General features: G+C 33.4%; 16 protein-coding genes. All 16 read left to right on the plus strand.

Annotated elements, in window-relative coordinates; genetic code table 11:
* The first annotated feature begins 242 nt into the window (after positions 1 to 242).
* The 16 genes from BAU23_RS07060 (at position 243) to BAU23_RS07135 (ending at position 16,975) form a co-directional block, all read left to right on the plus strand.
* Positions 243 to 1,244, plus strand: coding sequence for an LCP family protein (locus BAU23_RS07060; protein ID WP_000093637.1), 1,002 nt, complete (start codon positions 243 to 245; stop codon positions 1,242 to 1,244).
* A gap of 163 nt (positions 1,245 to 1,407) precedes the next feature.
* A complete protein-coding gene (locus BAU23_RS07065; RefSeq protein ID WP_071733901.1) occupies positions 1,408 to 2,655 on the plus strand; it encodes a hypothetical protein in 1,248 nt (415 codons plus the stop codon).
* Positions 2,656 to 2,668: 13 nt separating this feature from the next.
* Complete coding sequence (locus BAU23_RS07070) at positions 2,669 to 3,358, plus strand: response regulator transcription factor (protein ID WP_001274205.1); 690 nt, start codon at positions 2,669 to 2,671, stop codon at positions 3,356 to 3,358.
* Positions 3,355 to 4,716 carry a sensor histidine kinase gene (locus tag BAU23_RS07075; RefSeq protein ID WP_001253240.1) on the plus strand — a complete coding sequence of 454 codons (1,362 nt, stop codon included), beginning with the start codon at positions 3,355 to 3,357 and terminating at the stop codon, positions 4,714 to 4,716. Before BAU23_RS07070 ends, BAU23_RS07075 begins: the two co-directional genes overlap by 4 nt.
* 102 nt (positions 4,717 to 4,818) lie before the next feature.
* On the plus strand, positions 4,819 to 5,640 hold the full coding sequence (locus BAU23_RS07080; RefSeq protein ID WP_000409396.1) for a peptidoglycan-N-acetylglucosamine deacetylase: 822 nt from the start codon (positions 4,819 to 4,821) through the stop codon (positions 5,638 to 5,640).
* A 14-nt stretch (positions 5,641 to 5,654) separates the two neighbouring features.
* The gene (locus BAU23_RS07085) at positions 5,655 to 6,311 is read left to right on the plus strand and encodes a YkyA family protein (RefSeq protein WP_071733903.1); all 657 of its coding nucleotides are present in this window, start codon (positions 5,655 to 5,657) and stop codon (positions 6,309 to 6,311) included.
* A 174-nt stretch (positions 6,312 to 6,485) separates the two neighbouring features.
* A complete protein-coding gene (locus tag BAU23_RS07090; RefSeq protein WP_000119498.1) occupies positions 6,486 to 7,166 on the plus strand; it encodes an MgtC/SapB family protein in 681 nt (226 codons plus the stop codon).
* Between the two features lie 97 nt (positions 7,167 to 7,263).
* Positions 7,264 to 7,785 carry a GNAT family N-acetyltransferase gene (locus tag BAU23_RS07095; protein ID WP_116733280.1) on the plus strand — a complete coding sequence of 174 codons (522 nt, stop codon included), beginning with the start codon at positions 7,264 to 7,266 and terminating at the stop codon, positions 7,783 to 7,785.
* A 297-nt stretch (positions 7,786 to 8,082) separates the two neighbouring features.
* Complete coding sequence (gene asbA, locus BAU23_RS07100; RefSeq protein ID WP_071733907.1) at positions 8,083 to 9,891, plus strand: petrobactin biosynthesis protein AsbA; 1,809 nt, start codon at positions 8,083 to 8,085, stop codon at positions 9,889 to 9,891.
* A gap of 60 nt (positions 9,892 to 9,951) precedes the next feature.
* Entirely contained in the window at positions 9,952 to 11,790 is a 1,839-nt protein-coding gene (locus BAU23_RS07105) for an IucA/IucC family protein (RefSeq protein ID WP_071733909.1), read from the plus strand.
* The gene (asbC, locus tag BAU23_RS07110; protein WP_000909558.1) at positions 11,777 to 13,015 is read left to right on the plus strand and encodes a 3,4-dihydroxybenzoic acid-AMP ligase AsbC; all 1,239 of its coding nucleotides are present in this window, start codon (positions 11,777 to 11,779) and stop codon (positions 13,013 to 13,015) included. The genes BAU23_RS07105 and asbC overlap by 14 nt, the downstream gene beginning before the upstream one ends.
* Positions 13,012 to 13,266 carry a petrobactin biosynthesis protein AsbD gene (asbD, locus tag BAU23_RS07115; RefSeq protein ID WP_001250758.1) on the plus strand — a complete coding sequence of 85 codons (255 nt, stop codon included), beginning with the start codon at positions 13,012 to 13,014 and terminating at the stop codon, positions 13,264 to 13,266. Before asbC ends, asbD begins: the two co-directional genes overlap by 4 nt.
* 44 nt (positions 13,267 to 13,310) lie before the next feature.
* Positions 13,311 to 14,294: a petrobactin biosynthesis protein AsbE gene (gene asbE, locus BAU23_RS07120; RefSeq protein WP_000200732.1), complete on the plus strand. Its 984-nt coding sequence runs from the start codon at positions 13,311 to 13,313 to the stop codon at positions 14,292 to 14,294.
* 39 nt (positions 14,295 to 14,333) lie between these two features.
* Positions 14,334 to 15,176, plus strand: a complete 843-nt coding sequence (gene asbF / locus BAU23_RS07125; protein WP_000877701.1) for a petrobactin biosynthesis 3-dehydroshikimate dehydratase AsbF — start codon at positions 14,334 to 14,336, stop codon at positions 15,174 to 15,176.
* A gap of 126 nt (positions 15,177 to 15,302) precedes the next feature.
* On the plus strand, positions 15,303 to 15,509 hold the full coding sequence (locus BAU23_RS07130; protein ID WP_000113539.1) for an alpha/beta-type small acid-soluble spore protein: 207 nt from the start codon (positions 15,303 to 15,305) through the stop codon (positions 15,507 to 15,509).
* Positions 15,510 to 15,745: 236 nt separating this feature from the next.
* Positions 15,746 to 16,975 carry a bacillibactin exporter BcbE gene (locus BAU23_RS07135; RefSeq protein ID WP_071734033.1) on the plus strand — a complete coding sequence of 410 codons (1,230 nt, stop codon included), beginning with the start codon at positions 15,746 to 15,748 and terminating at the stop codon, positions 16,973 to 16,975.
* Positions 16,976 to 17,020: the final 45 nt, after the last annotated feature.

Consider the following 17,020-nt stretch of genomic DNA (forward strand, 5'->3'; position numbering starts at 1 on the left):
ATATTACTATCTGCAATAAAAGAATGATAAATCTGTAATTTCAAATGTTTTGAAGTGTTAAATTTTTGAAGTTGATAAACAGTGACTTGCCAAAAATAAGCACGAGAGTATAATGTGAAATGGAATACATATTGGATTCATGATGTAACCTTACAAAAATGTAAGGTGATTGAAAGGAAATTCAATATGAAGATTACTAGACATACATTATACTAGGAAAAGAGAAAGAGAGGAGAATGAACATGAGCTCTGAATTAGAACAAAATACGAGAAGCAATAAAAAACGTTCTAAACGAAAGTCAATAAAATGGTTCATTTTAATTCCATTTTTCCTACTTATTTTTGGAGGAGTAGGATATGGATCGTTTATATATAACAAAGCAAAAGCTGTTGTAAGTGATGCGTATGCAAAAATTGATAAGTCATCAAAGCGTGATAAAGAAGTTGAACCTTTAAAGGACAACATTTCAATTTTAATCATGGGTGTAGATGGAAGTGAAATGAGAAAAGACCAATATGGTGAAGCTGTTCGAACAGATGCACTTTTATTAGCGACAATTAATAAAGATGATAAATCAGTTAAATTAGTAAGTATTCCGCGTGATTCACGTGTTTATATTCCAACTAGAAAGAAATTAGATAAAATTACACACGCCCACGTATTTGGCGGTGTTGAAAGCACAAGAGATACAGTGGAAAGATTTTTAAATGTTCCTGTTGATTATTATGTGAAGTTTAACTTTGAATCATTCGTACAAATTGTCGATTCAATTGGTGGTATTGATATTGATGTACCGGTTACTTTCACTGAACAAGATAGTAAAGACCAAGCAGGTATGATTCATTTAGAAAAAGGTTACCAACATTTAAATGGTGAACAAGCCCTTGCGCTTGCTAGAACGCGTAAAATTGATAGTGACGCAATGCGTGGTCAAAGACAACAACTTGTAATTGAAGCAATTGCGAAAAAAGCTATGTCTGTTCAATCAATTAGTAAAATGGGCTCGTTACTTGATGCAGTTGATAAAAATATGAAAACAAATTTAACATTTGATGATATGCTTGCTATTACGAAAAATATGGCAGGATCAGATTTGCAAATGGAAAAGATGCAAATTGAAGGTACTGATAAACGTATTGGTGGTATTTATTATTACATTCCAAACGAAAAAAATGTGAAAGATATTTCGACTAAGTTAAATGAGCATTTAGGTGTTACACCAAAACCAACTCGAAATGAATAGTAAAAAAGATTGGCCTTCGCCAATCTTTTTTTATGGGAATATAATTGTAACTTTTCTGTAACGATTTTTTATTTTAGAAAAATTATACTCATATATATGAGAATATTGGAGAAGCAAATAGTATAGAGAAATACTTAAAATCTGTAGTAAGGAAAGATATCATATGCAGAAATGGATAAGCATTTTGGGAATCATTTTTATATTGACTGGATGTAAAATGTCTGAAGCTCCAACAAGTTTAATGGCAGCTCCTGCAAATGAAAAGTGGATGAATGAATTAAAAGAGCAAATAGATAAAGATTTGCCTATTAATTATCGATTGCTTACTCCAATGTCTAATAAAGATAAACAGATGATTTGGTCAATGGATTTTAAACAAGATAATAAAAAAGAAGCGATTGTATTTTATAAATTACCGAATGAAGATTGGAGTATATACTTAGCTATTTATGCGGAAAGCAACAATGGCTGGAAACTAAAGTCCACTCATACATTTGATGGTGAGGATATAGATATCGTTAAAGTCGGTGATTTTACAGGGAACGGGAAGCGAGAGTTATTAATTGGGATCACTGTAAGTCGTGAATCTTTAGAACATGTAATGTATGCTTTTTCGGAAGAAAATGATGATATGAAGGAGATTTATAATCGGCAATATACGAAGTTATTTATAGAGGATTTAAATCAAAATGACCTTAATGATATAAGTCTTGTTACGTATAAAAAAGACGAACAATTGAAAGTTGAGTTCATTGAACAGTTTAAGACAGTATCAGAAGTTACATTTGATCCTTTTATAAATAGTATTCAAAGAATACAAATGGGCCATATTTCTAAAACATTAAAGGCAATTGTAATTGATGCAGGAATTGGGGCTCATTCAGGTATAACATATGTAGCGAAATTTGATAAGAATCATTATGAAGTACTACCTATGGATGGGAAAGAAGACTTATTCAATGAGTATGTTGTGGAAAGTAAAGACGTTAATGAGGACGGTATTATTGAATTTGTTCGTACTGTGCGTCCAAAAGGTTGGGAAGAGGTATCGTACGGAGAGAGCACGATGTTTGAACGTTATATACAGTGGAGTGAAGAGGGAATTAAACCGATAGAAGAAAGATATGTCAATATAGAGAAAGGTTATTTTGTCAAAATCCCTCAAGCGCTAATTGGAAAAATAACTGTCCCAGTTCAGCAAGACGCATCGGATGTTCAAAAATTTATAGATGTAACTACAAATGAAATATGGCTTGAAGTACATATTTTTAAGCGGAAAGAATGGTTCAAAATAAAAGGATACGAGGCAGCTGTTAAAACGGCTTCTCACGTATATGCAGTACCGAAGCAATCTAAATTTGAAAAAGTAAAAGCATATATAAAACCGCTAGCGGATTATCAACAAGAGTAGGGAGGTGGGAATTATGTCAGCAATTTTAGTTTTAGAAGATGAAATACCAATCCGTAGCTTTATTGTCTTAAATTTGAAACGTGCTGGATTTTATGTATTAGAAGCTAGTACTGGAGAAGAAGCGTTACAGATTTTAAGTGAACAAACTGTTAATGTAGCGTTACTTGATGTTATGTTGCCGGGGATTGATGGTTTTCAAGTTTGTAAAGCTATCCGGGAAGAAAATAAAAAAATGGGTATTATTATGCTAACCGCACGTGTACAAAATGAAGATAAAGTACAAGGGCTAGGAATTGGTGCAGATGATTATATCGCAAAGCCGTTTAGTCCAGTAGAATTAATTGCACGTATACAATCTTTATTAAGAAGAATAGAAGTACATGAAGAAAAAACGAATACAATCACGTCTGGTCCGTTTTCGTTAAATATCATAGAAGAAAGATTATATAAAGGTGGACAATTAGTTGATTTAACCCCTACGGAGTACATGATACTACAGTATTTAATGAATCAGGCTTCGAAACCGGTTTCGCGTGATGAAATTTTAAATATGATTTGGGGAACTAATTACGTAGGCGAGACGAAGGTAGTGGATGTAAATATGAGACGGTTACGTCAAAAGATAGAATGTAATCCGTCAGAACCAGAGTTTATCCATACTGTGTGGGGAAAAGGATATGTGTGGAAGGAAACTATAAGATGAGACGGAAAGTGACTTTATATTTTATGACGGTCATTATACTTATGCTTGTATTATTTGAAGTAGTATTTTCAGTTTCCATTTATCGATATTATTATAATGGTATTGTGCAATATGTTGAATCTCATGCAAAGACAAGTACACGTTTTTTCTCGGAATACAATTCACTATATTTTATTCGCTTGCAAGAATATAGCGGAGAAATAATTGAGAGTTTCCAATTAGAAGGAACGGAATTACAATTGATTGATCGTCATGGTACGATTATACAGTCGTCAAGTGGACAAAAGGTGGAAGGTAAAGTGATTATTCCATATTCTTTACTAGAAGGAGAAATGTATAATCAAGTTACTATTACGAAAGATGGTGTGAAACAATTAGAAGTATATAGTCCACTGATTCATCAAGGACAAACTATTGGCGTTTTAAAATATACGACTGTGTTAACAGATGTCAATGCAAAGATAATCGAAATTATTTTGTTTACTATTTCAGTTGGAATTGTCATCTCAGGTATCGTATTTTTAATAAGTAGACGATTGGCGAATTCGTTTGTGAAACCTATCGAATCTATTATTCATGCTTCTTCGCAAATTGCAGAAGGTACATTAAAGGAGCAAATTAAAGAAGATTATCCTGGTGAATTAGGTGAGTTAGCACATAGTTTAAATTATATGGCCGATAAAATAGAAAAAGCTGAGCAAATGAAAAATGAATTTATTGCCTCTATTTCGCATGAAATACGAACACCTTTAACAGGGATTAAAGGGTGGAGTGAGACTTTAAAAACAGTAGATCATTTAACAGATGAAGAAATAAAGCAAGGTATGGGAATTATTTCAGGTGAAACAGACCGATTGATACATTTAGTAGAAGAGTTACTAGATTTTTCAAGATTGCAGTCAAATCATTTTAATTTATATAAACAAAAGGTGCAATTGTACGATATACTAGAAGAGACGATTTGGCAATTAACTCCTAAATCAGAAGAGAAACAGATTCAACTAGTCGCTAATTTAGAACGAGTAGAACTAGTAGGAGATCGAAATAGACTAAAACAAGTTTTTCTAAATATTATTCATAATGCTATTAAATATTCAAATGAAAAAGGTACAATTTACATTGAAGCGGCCAAAAGTGAAGGAAAAGCCGTGATTAAGGTGACAGATCAAGGTATTGGAATTGCTAAAGAGCATCTACCATTTATAGAGCAGTCATTTTATCAGATTAATAGCCATATTGAGGGCGCAGGTATTGGATTAGCTATCGTAAAAAAAATGGTGGAGCTTCATGGTGGTACGCTTAGTATTACAAGTAGAGAAAGAGTAGGAACAACAATTTTGATAAAACTCCCACTATAATTTTATATAAAGTATGTTTATATAGTGTAATAAAAATAAATAGATGTATAATTATATTGGGTGATTTATATATGAGATTAATAGAGAGAGGAATTCGATAGAATGGAAAAGGCTTTTAACTTTAAACGTGTAGTAGTCGTTTTAATAGCGATTGCAATAGTAGCTATTGGGTATTTCATGTTTCAATCTATTACTTCACCAGCAAAAGCTGTAGCGAAACAAGAAAATGTAGTGCAGCTTGCAAGTGAACAATCGAAAGTTGAAATGAATAAAACGGCACCAAGTCGTTTTAACGGAGTGGAAAGAAAAGTTGCTTATCTTACATTTGATGATGGGCCAGGAAAATATACGGCTGAATTATTAAATATGTTAAAACAGCATGATGCGAAGGCGACATTCTTTTTAATCGGAGCGAATGTAAAAGCGTTTCCTGATTTAGTAAAACGTGAAAATGCAGAGGGTCATTATGTTGGAATGCATAGTATGACACACAACTTTGCGAAGTTATATAAAAATGGCGAATATGTTAATGAAATGAAAGAAGATCAAAGCTTAATCGCAAATATTATTGGGAAATCACCTAAATTAACACGTCCACCATACGGGTCGAAGCCGGGTTTAAATGAAGACCTTCGAAACAAAGTAGTAGAGGGTGGTCTTAAAGTATGGGACTGGACAATTGATTCTTTAGACTGGAAATACAATAAAGTACCAGTTGATGCAGCGGCAGCACAAATCGCTCAAAATGTATTAGCTGGTGCAACAAATCCTCAAGAAGTCATTTTAATGCATGATATTCATCCGCAATCAGTCGCAGCTGTGCCAGCAATATTAAAGGGTCTAAAAGAAAAGGGTTATGAGTTTGAAGCATATCATGAAGAGAATCACTTCCCTGTGAACCTCTGGCATGATAACCGTATGTAATGGAGGAATTGACGTTGAAATATGGAAAAGTAGCAGTAGTTGGAGCATTATCAGTAGGATTATTATCAGGTTGTTTTGGTGAAAAGCCAGAAGAAAATTTATTTACGGCTTTTGAAGCAGCAGCTACACAAGAAAAATCTTTAGCAGATGACACAAAAAAATTAGAGAAGTTAGAACAGCAAGGACAAGAACTTTATTCTCAAATTTTACAAGAAGGTAAAGAGCATAATGAAGCAGTTTCAAAGAAAATAGAGCAAGCTACTGCAAATGTAGACGAGCGTGAAAAAGTATTGAAAAACGAGAAGGAACAGTTAGAAAAAGCGCAGAAAGAAACGACATCTGTTCAAAGTAATATTGAAAAACTCGAAGATAAGAAATTACAAAAACAAGCAAAAACAGTAGAAGAATCGTATAAAAGTCGTTATGATGCCTTCCAAAAGATGAATGAGAATTACACGAAGGCGTTAGCGACTGAAAAAGAGCTGTATGAAAAATTAAAAGTAAAAGAAACGAAGTTAAAAGAAATTGGTGAAAAAGTTAAAACTGTTAATGGGTTAAATGTGGAAGCGCAAAAGGCGAAAGAACAATTTAATAAACATACAAAAGAGTATAATGATAATAAATTAGCATTTTATAAAGATGCCCAAATTAAGATTAAAGAACAAAAATAAAGAAGTATCTTAATTACGATAAAAAATCTATAGAAAAAGCCGAAAAAACATTATAATAAAAAATGTTTTTTCGGCTTTTGTCGTTAAATGAATAGAAAAGACTGGAATTGATATCATAAAAGAGTTATAGTGAATTATTCCAAGGGAAACATTGTAAAGTAAGGAGATTGAATTATGTCATATGAATTTTTATTCAAATTAGGTTTAGCACTCTTTTTAGGATTATTCATCGGAATAGATAGGCAGCTAAAGAATAAACCGCTTGGTGTGAAAACAAGTATGGTTATTTCCGTAGCGAGTTGTTTAATTACAATGGTTTCAATTGAATCAGTGAATGTTTATTCTGTACCGGGTCATACAAATATGGATCCAATGCGTCTTGCTGCCCAAATTGTAAGTGGTATCGGTTTTCTTGGAGCAGGGGTAATTTTACGAAGAAGTAATGACGTTATTTCGGGATTAACGACAGCTTCTATGGTGTGGGCTGCTTCAGCTTTAGGTATTGCGATTGGAGCAGGATTTTATATACAAGCGACGGTTGCTATGATTTTAATTATTTTAGCGATTAACGTACTTCCGCAAATTGTGAAAATTGCAGGCCCTTATTCATTAAGACAAAAGGACTTATCTATAAAAATTACTGTAAAAGAGCATCAAGAATTAGATGGTATATTTAAGCAAATTAAAAATTTAGGTATGCATGTGAAACGAGTGAAAATTAAAGATATTGATAATGGAGCATTCCAGCAATTGGAGATGGTTATTTTAGCTCCAGAAGATTTATATACAACTGAGTTATACAGTTCTCTAAAAGAGATTGATCGTGTTGTCTCAGTTGAAGTTGAAAGTAGATAATTATGATAAAAAAGAGTGAAGTGAATTCACTCTTTTTTTATTTGGATTTTCAAGGAAATAAATTGATATAATGATGAGTAAACAAGGGGGAGAAATGATGGAAATACATATTAGAAGAGCGATAAAAGATGATATACCAGGTATAGCAAAGGTGCATGTTGATAGCTGGAAAACAACGTATAAAGGGATATTTGCTGAAAAAATTTTAGAAAATATAACATATGAGCAACGAGAAAAACTATGGGAAAACATTTTTCAACAAGAAGATAAACACCAATATAGATTTGTAGCAGAGACGTTGGATGGAACAATTATCGGATTTATTGACGGGGGAGTTGAAAGAAGCGGTGCATATAATTGTGATGGGGAATTATATGCGATTTATGTGTTACAACATTATCAAGGATTGAAAATAGGAAAAAGGCTAGTTCAAGTATTTTTATCTGAGTGCAAAAAAAATAATATGCAATCGCTGTTAGTTTGGGTAGTTACGAATAATCCTTCTAAAAAGTTTTATGAAAAATATAGTCCAGAAAAAATTGATACGAAATTTTTAGAAAGACTGAATGTAGAAGAAACAGCGTATTGTTGGAGGAATATAAATAATATTATTATGTAAACTTGTTGTTTGAAAGAGGTATACCAATTAAGGTATACCTCTTTTGTTTAACTATTTTGGATGGATTACTAATGAAAAAAAGTAAGTATGTAGTTTGAAATTGAGAATTTTTCTTATGTATTTTTAATCAGATTAAAGAAAGTCTGAAAAAAAGAAAAGTTTATTCAGATTTAAAAATTCTGAAATAAACTATTGAATTGATAATGATAATCAATTAGAATCTTAATTGATAACAAGATTCAATTATCAATTGTAATATGAAATTCCGATAGCGTTCATATAAAGAGGAGGACAAGTATGAGGCGTGCGAAACAAATCGCGGAACATGCAACAATACAAAGTTTTTTAAATTGTTATTTAAGAGAAACAGGAAGTGGAGAATGGATTACAGAGGATAAAAGGATAGAGGATATTTTCTACCATTCATTACAAAGAGATACTTGCTCTACTTATTTATGCTGTCGGTTATCGGCACAAAACATTACTTTGTATGGAGAGGTTATATATAAATCACCAACAGATCGTCATTTGTTTGGAGAACAATTTTATTATCAAATGGGAGAAAATAAGAATGTTATAAAAGCAGATTACGTTACAGTTATTACATTTTTAATAAAAGAGATGTCTATCAACTACGGAGAAGGGACGAATCCTGCTGAACTTATGCTTCGAGTTATTCGTAGTTGTCAAAATATTGAGGAATTTATAAAAGAGAGAATAGAAGATACATCCGAATTATATGGTTTCCATACATCTTTTATAGAGGCGGAGCAATCTTTATTATTTGGACATTTAACTCATCCAACCCCAAAGAGTAGACAAGGCATTTTGGAGTGGAAAAGTGCAATGTATTCTCCAGAATTAAAAGGAGAATGTCAGCTTCATTATTTTAGGGCACATAAAAGTATAGTAAATGAAAAATCATTATTAGCAGATTCTACAACAACGATTATAAAAGCAGAATTAAGTAATGATGAGATGGTTAGTAAGGAATTTATATCGAAGTATTGTAATGAAGATGAATATTCATTAATTCCAATTCATCCGCTTCAGGCAGAATGGCTATTACACCAACCTTACGTACAGGATTGGATAGATCAAGGAGTACTTGAATATATCGGTCCTGCCGGTAAGTATTATATGGCAACATCATCATTAAGGACACTATATCACCCGGATTCGAAGTATATGCTTAAGTTTTCATTTCCGGTGAAAGTAACGAATTCAATGCGTATTAATAAACTGAAAGAACTTGAGAGTGGTCTTGAAGGGAAGGAAATGTTAAATACGGCTATTGGTGAGGTACGAGAAAGATTTCCAGGCTTTGATTTTATTTGTGATCCAGCCTTTATTACATTAAATTATGGAACACAAGAATCTGGATTTGAAGTGATTATTCGCGAGAATCCTTTTTATAGTGAACATGCAAATGAAGCTACATTAATTGCTGGGCTAGTTCAAGACGCTATACCCGGGGAACGTACTCGGTTATCGAATATTATTCATCGCCTAGCAGATTTAGAAAGTAGAAGCTGTGAAGAAGTAAGCTTAGAGTGGTTTAGACGATATATGAACATTTCTTTAAAGCCGATGGTATGGATGTATTTACAGTATGGTGTTGCATTAGAAGCTCATCAGCAAAATAGCGTTGTTCAGCTAAAGGATGGTTATCCGGTCAAATATTATTTCCGTGATAATCAAGGGTTTTATTTCTGTAATTCAATGAAAGAGATGCTTAATAATGAATTAGCTGGTATTGGAGAACGTACTGGAAATTTATATGACGATTATATTGTAGATGAGAGATTTCGTTACTACTTAATTTTCAATCATATGTTTGGCCTCATTAATGGTTTTGGCACAGCAGGATTAATTAAGGAGGAAATTCTTCTCTCGGAATTAAGGTCTGTACTTGAATCATTCCTTCCGTATAATCGGGAACCTTCTACATTTTTAAGAGAATTGCTGGACGAAGATAAGTTGGCATGTAAAGCGAATTTACTAACGAGATTTTTCGATGTCGATGAGTTAAGTAATCCATTAGAGCAAGCAATTTATGTGCAAGTACATAATCCACTCGTTAGGGAAGTGGCTGTTCGTTCGTAAATAGCGTTAAAATTTCATGTAATACAAATAATGGTATTTTGTCATAAAGTGGAGGGGTTTATGAGAGTGGACATGTATCACACGAAAATATTGAAGGCGCTCGAATCAGAAGATTACATTTCAGTGCGAAGAAGAGTGCTACGTCAATTAGTAGAATCGTTAATTTATGAGGGGATTATTACACCGGTTCGCATAGAAAAGGAAGAACAAATTCTTTTTATAATACAAGGACTTGATGAAGAAAACAAAAGTGTCACATACAAATGCTATGGAAGAGAACGAATGACATTTGGACGTATTTCTTTAGACTCATTAATCGTAAGAGTCCAAGATGAACAACAAGAAATACAATCTGTGTCGCAATTTCTAGAAGAAGTTTTTCGGGGTGTTAGCGTAGAACGAACTAAATTAGATTCTTTTATTCACGAATTAGAACAAACAATATTTAAAGACACGATTGCACAATATGAAAGAAATAATAAGGAAGAATACACTCAAAAATCTTACGATGAGTTTGAAAGCCATTTAATAGACGGCCATCCATATCATCCTAGTTATAAAGCACGTGTTGGATTTCAATATCGTGACAATTTTCATTATGGATATGAATTTATACAGCCAATAAAACTCATATGGATTGCAGCGCATAAGAATTATGCGACTGTAGGTTATGAAAATGAAGTGATTTATAGCGATACTTTAAAAGAAGAAATTGGTGAGCAGAAAATAGAAGAATATATGAATCGTATTCGAAGTTTAGGTTCTAATCCAGAACAGTATTGGTTAATTCCGGTTCATCCTTGGCAGTGGGAAAACTTTATTATTCCGAATTATGCTGATCATATACAGGATAAATGCATCATTTATTTAGAGGAGTCAGAGGATGATTATTGCGCGCAACAGTCAATGAGAACGCTAAGAAATATTACGAATCCAAAGAAGCCGTACGTTAAATTATCGATGAATTTACTCAACACTTCAACACTCCGTACGCTGAAACCATATTCTGTTGTGAGTGCACCAGCAATATCAAATTGGTTAAATGATGTTGTAAGTGATGATCTGTATTTAAGAGATGAATCGCGCATCATTTTTTTAAATGAGTTTTCGGGTGTAACGTATGATACGAATAAGGAATCTGTATATGGTTCATTAGGATGCATTTGGCGTGAAAGCGTTCATAAATATTTGGATAGACAAGAGGATGCCGTGCCCTTTAACGGCTTATATGCAAAAGAGAAAGATGGGACGCCAGTTATTGATGCATGGTTAAACAAACATGGAATAGAAAATTGGCTACGATTACTTATTCAAAAAGCGATTATACCAGTTATACATCTTGTTGTAGAGCATGGGATCGCATTAGAATCACACGGACAAAATATGATTTTAGTTCATAAAGAAGGGCTACCTGTCCGAATTGCATTAAAGGATTTCCATGAAGGACTTGAGTTTTATCGTCCATTCTTAAAAGAAATTGACAAATGTCCTGACTTTACTAAAATGCATAAAACGTATGCGAATGGAAAAATGAATGATTTCTTTGAAATGGATCGTATCGAATGTTTACAAGAGATGGTACTAGATGCACTGTTCTTATTTAATGTAGGAGAATTAGCCTTCGTACTTGCGGATGAATATGAATGGAAAGAAGAAAGTTTTTGGATGATAGTGGTCGAAGAAATAGAAAATCATATTAGAAAATATCCACATTTAAAAGAGAGATTTGAAAGGATTCAATTATATACACCTACATTTTACGCCGAGCAATTGACGAAGCGTCGTTTATATTTAGATGTGGAATCACTTGTTCATGAAGTTCCAAATCCATTGTATAGAGCAAGACAACTTAACAAACAAAAATCAGTAGTTATAGGGGGAAATCATGCTAATCGTTAATAAACAAGAGTATAGCAAAAGTGATTTTGATTTGAGATTACAAGCTTATGAGGAAATGGAACAATTTCAAGAAGCAGCAGGAAATAGATTTGCGCTTTGTCTGAAAGATCCATTCGATATTATTACGTTTGTGTTTTTCTTAAAAGAAAAGAAATCATCAGTATTGCTTATACATGAAGATACGCCAAAAGAAACGGCTATTGAAATGGCAAAGCGTGCAAATTGTATAGGGATTTTATATGGAGAATATAGCGATTTTACAAAACTAGAAGTAGGGAACTCTTTACTAGAAGAGCCTTCTTTATTGCAATATAGTTCTGGAACAACAGGAGAACCGAAACTAATTCGTAGAGCATGGACGGAAGTTGATACAGAAATTACTGCTTATAATGAAGCTTTAAACTGTGAAGTAGATGAAGTGCCGATTGTTATGGCTCCTGTTTCACATTCATACGGACTAATATGTGGTACGTTATCTGCGATTACGCGGGGAAGCAAACCTATCATCATTACGAATAAAAACCCTAAATTCGCATTAAATATAGTTCGCAATACAGAAAAACATATCATATATGCAGTACCACTTATGTTACATATTATGGGGAGTTTTCCGTTAGGAACGTTTCAGTTTCATAAAATTATGACATCCGGATCACCTTTACCAGAAGCATTATTTTATAGACTAAAAGAAATGACAACATATATGATGCAGCAATACGGTTGTTCTGAAGCGGGGTGTATTAGTATATGTCATGATATGAAAAGCCATTTAGATTTAGGAAATCCACTACCTCATGCGAGTATAAGCATAGGTTCAGATGAAAATATGCCTGAAGAAATCGTAGTGAAAATGAACGATAAAGAAATCTTCACGAAAGATTTGGGGTATAAATCTGAGCGTGGCCTTCATTTTATGGGACGCATGGATGATGTGATTAACGTTTCAGGATTAAAAGTCTTTCCTATAGAGGTAGAAGAAACGATGCTTCGACTAGAAGGCGTTCAAGAGGCAATTGTATATCGAGGGAAACATCCTGTGATGGGCGAAATTGTTAAAGCAAAAGTAATCTCTCATATTGATCCAGTGCGAATAAGAGAATGGTGTATTCAGTATTTACCATCTTATAAAGTTCCACATGAGATTGAAAGTGTAACTGAAATTCCGAAAAATAAAACTGGAAAAGTAAGTAGAAAGTTACTAGAGATGGGAGAGGTTACAACATGAGACGTGAAACATTAAAAAATGAAGTGCTGAAAATTATGACAGGAAAAATGGAACTAAAAAACGTGACACATTTAGAAGAAACGATGCGTTTAAATCAAGACTTATATATAGATTCGGTAATGATGCTACAACTCATAGTTTACATAGAAATGGATGTAAAGCTATGCGTTCCAGAGGATGAGGTAGATCCAAAAGCATTTCTTACTGTAGGATCTTTGCTTGATTTTATGGAGGAATTACAGCCGTTATAAGAAGTAAATGTGAATAATTAACCTTTAGGAAAGCGGATGAGAATATGACTTCAATTAAAGTTCACTGTTTAGTGAGTTGTTTTTGTGAAATTATAAAAAGGCGTAGCGATATAGATTACCGTCCATTTTATTTCGGATTATGGGATGGAGATTTTGATATAACAGAAGGTGGCATTATTTCGTATCACTCCGAAAATATTAACCATGATAATTATTTACTATGGTATGAAAAATTGTATGGTATGAAAGTGAACGAATGGTATGATCACGCAAAAGATAAAAGTAGCAATGTAGAAACTTTTTTAGAATTAGTAGAAAACAAGCCAGAGAATCGCTATGTCATTGTAATGGTTGATATGTCTCTATTACCAGAGAGGGAAAATAAATTCCATCAAAAACCGTTTCCGCATTATTTAATGATATCGAAGACAGAGAAAGAAGAAGAATGGTTCATGCTAGATCCTGATTTTCGCTGGGAAGGGAATATGGAAAGAGAAAAAGTACTTCACTCTGTTCAAGACAACCCATTTGGTGGAGGGTATATCATTGATGTAGAAGAAATTCAGGAGCCAACAGAAGAAATGGTAGCGAATTATTTCATAGAAACTTTCAAAAGAAACGACAATGAACTGACTATGGAGCTGAAAAATTTAATTATAAAAATGGCAAATGAAGAAGAAGGTTACTCGCTTTCTAGTCTTGTAGTGGCAGTAAAACAAATACCAGTACTTGCAATTCGTAAATATAGTTATGAACATGCTTTTGCATACTTCCGTGAAACGTTGCAATATTCGGAGCAAGAATTTGATTATTGGTGTGATCGGGTAGAAGATATTGTACAAGGATTTACAAATGTACAGTATCGTGCAATTAAAATGGCAATGACGAATAATAAAGGTATGTTATTATCAATTGTTGAAAAGCTGGATGAAATGAATGCAATTGAACTGCAAATTAAGGCTGAATTAGAGAGACAGTTTTTATCATGGAAAGAAATGAAAACAAACCAGTCTGTCTTAGCATTTTAAAAAAGCTAACTGAATTTTAAGATAAGGGAGTTCAAACCTATGAAATATTCGTTATGTACTATTTCCTTTCGTCATCAATTAATTTCATTTACTGATATTGTTCAATTTGCATATGAAAACGGTTTTGAAGGAATTGAATTGTGGGGGACTCATGCACAAAATTTGTATATGCAAGAGTATGAAACGACGGAAAGAGAATTGAGTTGTTTAAAGGATAAAAACTTGGAAATTACGATGATAAGTGATTACTTAGACATATCATTATCGGCAGATTTTGAAAAAACGATAGAGAAATGTGAACAACTTGCAATACTAGCTAATTGGTTTAAAACGAACAAAATTCGTACGTTTGCTGGACAAAAAGGAAGCGAAGATTTCTCGGAACAGGAAAGAAAAGAGTATGTGAATCGAATTCGCATGATTTGTGAAGTATTTGCTCAGCACAATATGTATGTACTTTTAGAAACACATCCAAATACGTTAACGGACACGTTACCCTCTACTTTGGAATTATTAGAAGAAGTAGACCATCCGAACTTGAAAATAAACCTTGATTTTCTTCATATATGGGAGTCTGGTGCAGATCCAATTGACAGTTTCCATCGACTAAGGCCGTGGATACAACATTACCATTTTAAGAATATATCGTCAGCAGATTATTTGCATGTGTTTGAACCAAATAATGTATATGCAGCAGCGGGAAGTCGAATTGGTATGGTTCCATTATTTGAAGGTATCGTAAATTATGATGAGATTATTCAGGAAGTGAGAGACACTGACCATTTCGCATCACTCGAATGGTTTGGACATAATGCGAAAGATATATTAAAAGAAGAAATGAAAGTATTAATAAATAGAAATTTAGAAGTAGTAACTTCTTAATATAAAATGATGTAAGAGTCTCTCATTGTAGAGACTCTTTTTTTAAAAATAAAAATAACCAAAAATTACCATGTATTTAAATTGAAATTTAACACAATTTATATATAAATAAGGAGGTGATCGGTAATGGCTAGAAATCGTAACGCTAATCAATTAGCATCACATGGAGCACAAGCAGCTCTAGATCAAATGAAATATGAAATTGCACAAGAGTTTGGTGTACAACTTGGAGCTGATACTTCTTCACGTGCAAACGGTTCTGTAGGCGGTGAAATTACAAAACGCCTTGTAGCGATGGCAGAACAACAGCTTGGTGGCGGATATACTCGCTAATTGTAGAAGGTTATAGGAGAAAGGAAGGATTCTTCCTTTCTTTTTTTTTTCAATTAATTGGTATGGATATATTGCGAACTGGATTCAAAGAATAGGAATAATACTATAATTTCCCCAATTTCTTTTGTTGTAAATGGGAAGTAGTAAAATGTAATAGCCCTGGTGGAATGAAAAATTACGTTCCAGCAGGGCTATTATATGGTAAGAAATATATGATGAAAGGTTCCGAAGCCAACATGTTAAAAAAAGAAAACTGTTGTTTAATTGCGCTTGCATCAGTTCCACTTGTTATGACATTAGGGAATTCAATGCTCATTCCAATCCTACCGACTATCGAAAAAAAATTACATATTTCATCGTTTCAAGCATCCATGATTATTACAATTTACTCTATTGTAGCCATTTTACTTATACCGATTGCTGGTTATTTATCAGATAGATGGGGACGAAAGATGGTAATGGTTCCGAGTTTGCTGATTGCGGCTATAGGAGGAGCGATAACTGGTTGGGTATCTTGGAAAGTTGATAATCCCTACACTTGGATATTGATCGGTAGAGCGATTCAAGGTATTGGTGCTGCTGGTGCAATGCCAGTTGTTATACCGTGTGTTGGTGATTTATACAAGGATGAAAAACAAGTTAGTACAGGTTTAGGAATCATTGAAACATCCAATACATTTGGAAAAGTGTTGAGCCCTATTTTAGGATCTGCTCTTGCTGCCATTGTATGGTTCTTACCATTTTGGGCGATTCCAATTTTATGCGTAGTATCAATCGTTTTATTACTTGTTCTAGTAAAGGCAAAGAAACAAGAAGGAGAAGTACCACCACTTAAAGAGTTTATAAAATCTATTCTTTCTACGTTTCGAGAAAAGGGAAGATGGTTGATTGCCATTTTTGTATTAGGTGCAATTATTATGCTTATTTTATTCGGAATTCTCTTTTATTTGTCGACTATACTGGAATCAAAGTATGACATTCATGGTATATGGAAGGGGTGTGTACTTGCTATCCCGTTGCTTGTACTGTCACTTAGTTCATATATGGCTGGTAAAAAAATTGGAGATAATCAAAATATGATGAAGAAGTGTATTTATATTGGTTTTTTAATGGCAGCTGCATCAGTCATCATTCCTTTATTTATAAAAGGGATCTATTTGCTACTTCTTTGTCTCGTTATTATGGGAATAGGAATTGGTATGGCACTCCCATGTTTAGACGCCCTAATTACACAAGGAATTGAAAAGGAACAAAGGGGGACGGTTACGTCATTTTATAGTTCAATGCGATTTATCGGTGTAGCAGCTGGACCACCTCTATATTCTTTTTTCATGAAAGGTGCTGACCATGAAGTGTTTTATTTAACAAGTATTTTCGCTGGTATTGGTGCTGTTATAGCAATGATTTGGATTAAACCAGCAAAAGATGCAAAGACGGTAAAACAGAAATCGGAACCTGCTTCATAATTTGTAAGAGAATTGCATGATGTTTTAAGTAACATGCAATTCTCT

Origin of the sequence: Bacillus nitratireducens (genome assembly GCF_001884135.1) — a bacterium.
Classification (GTDB): Bacteria; Bacillota; Bacilli; order Bacillales; family Bacillaceae_G; genus Bacillus_A; species Bacillus_A nitratireducens.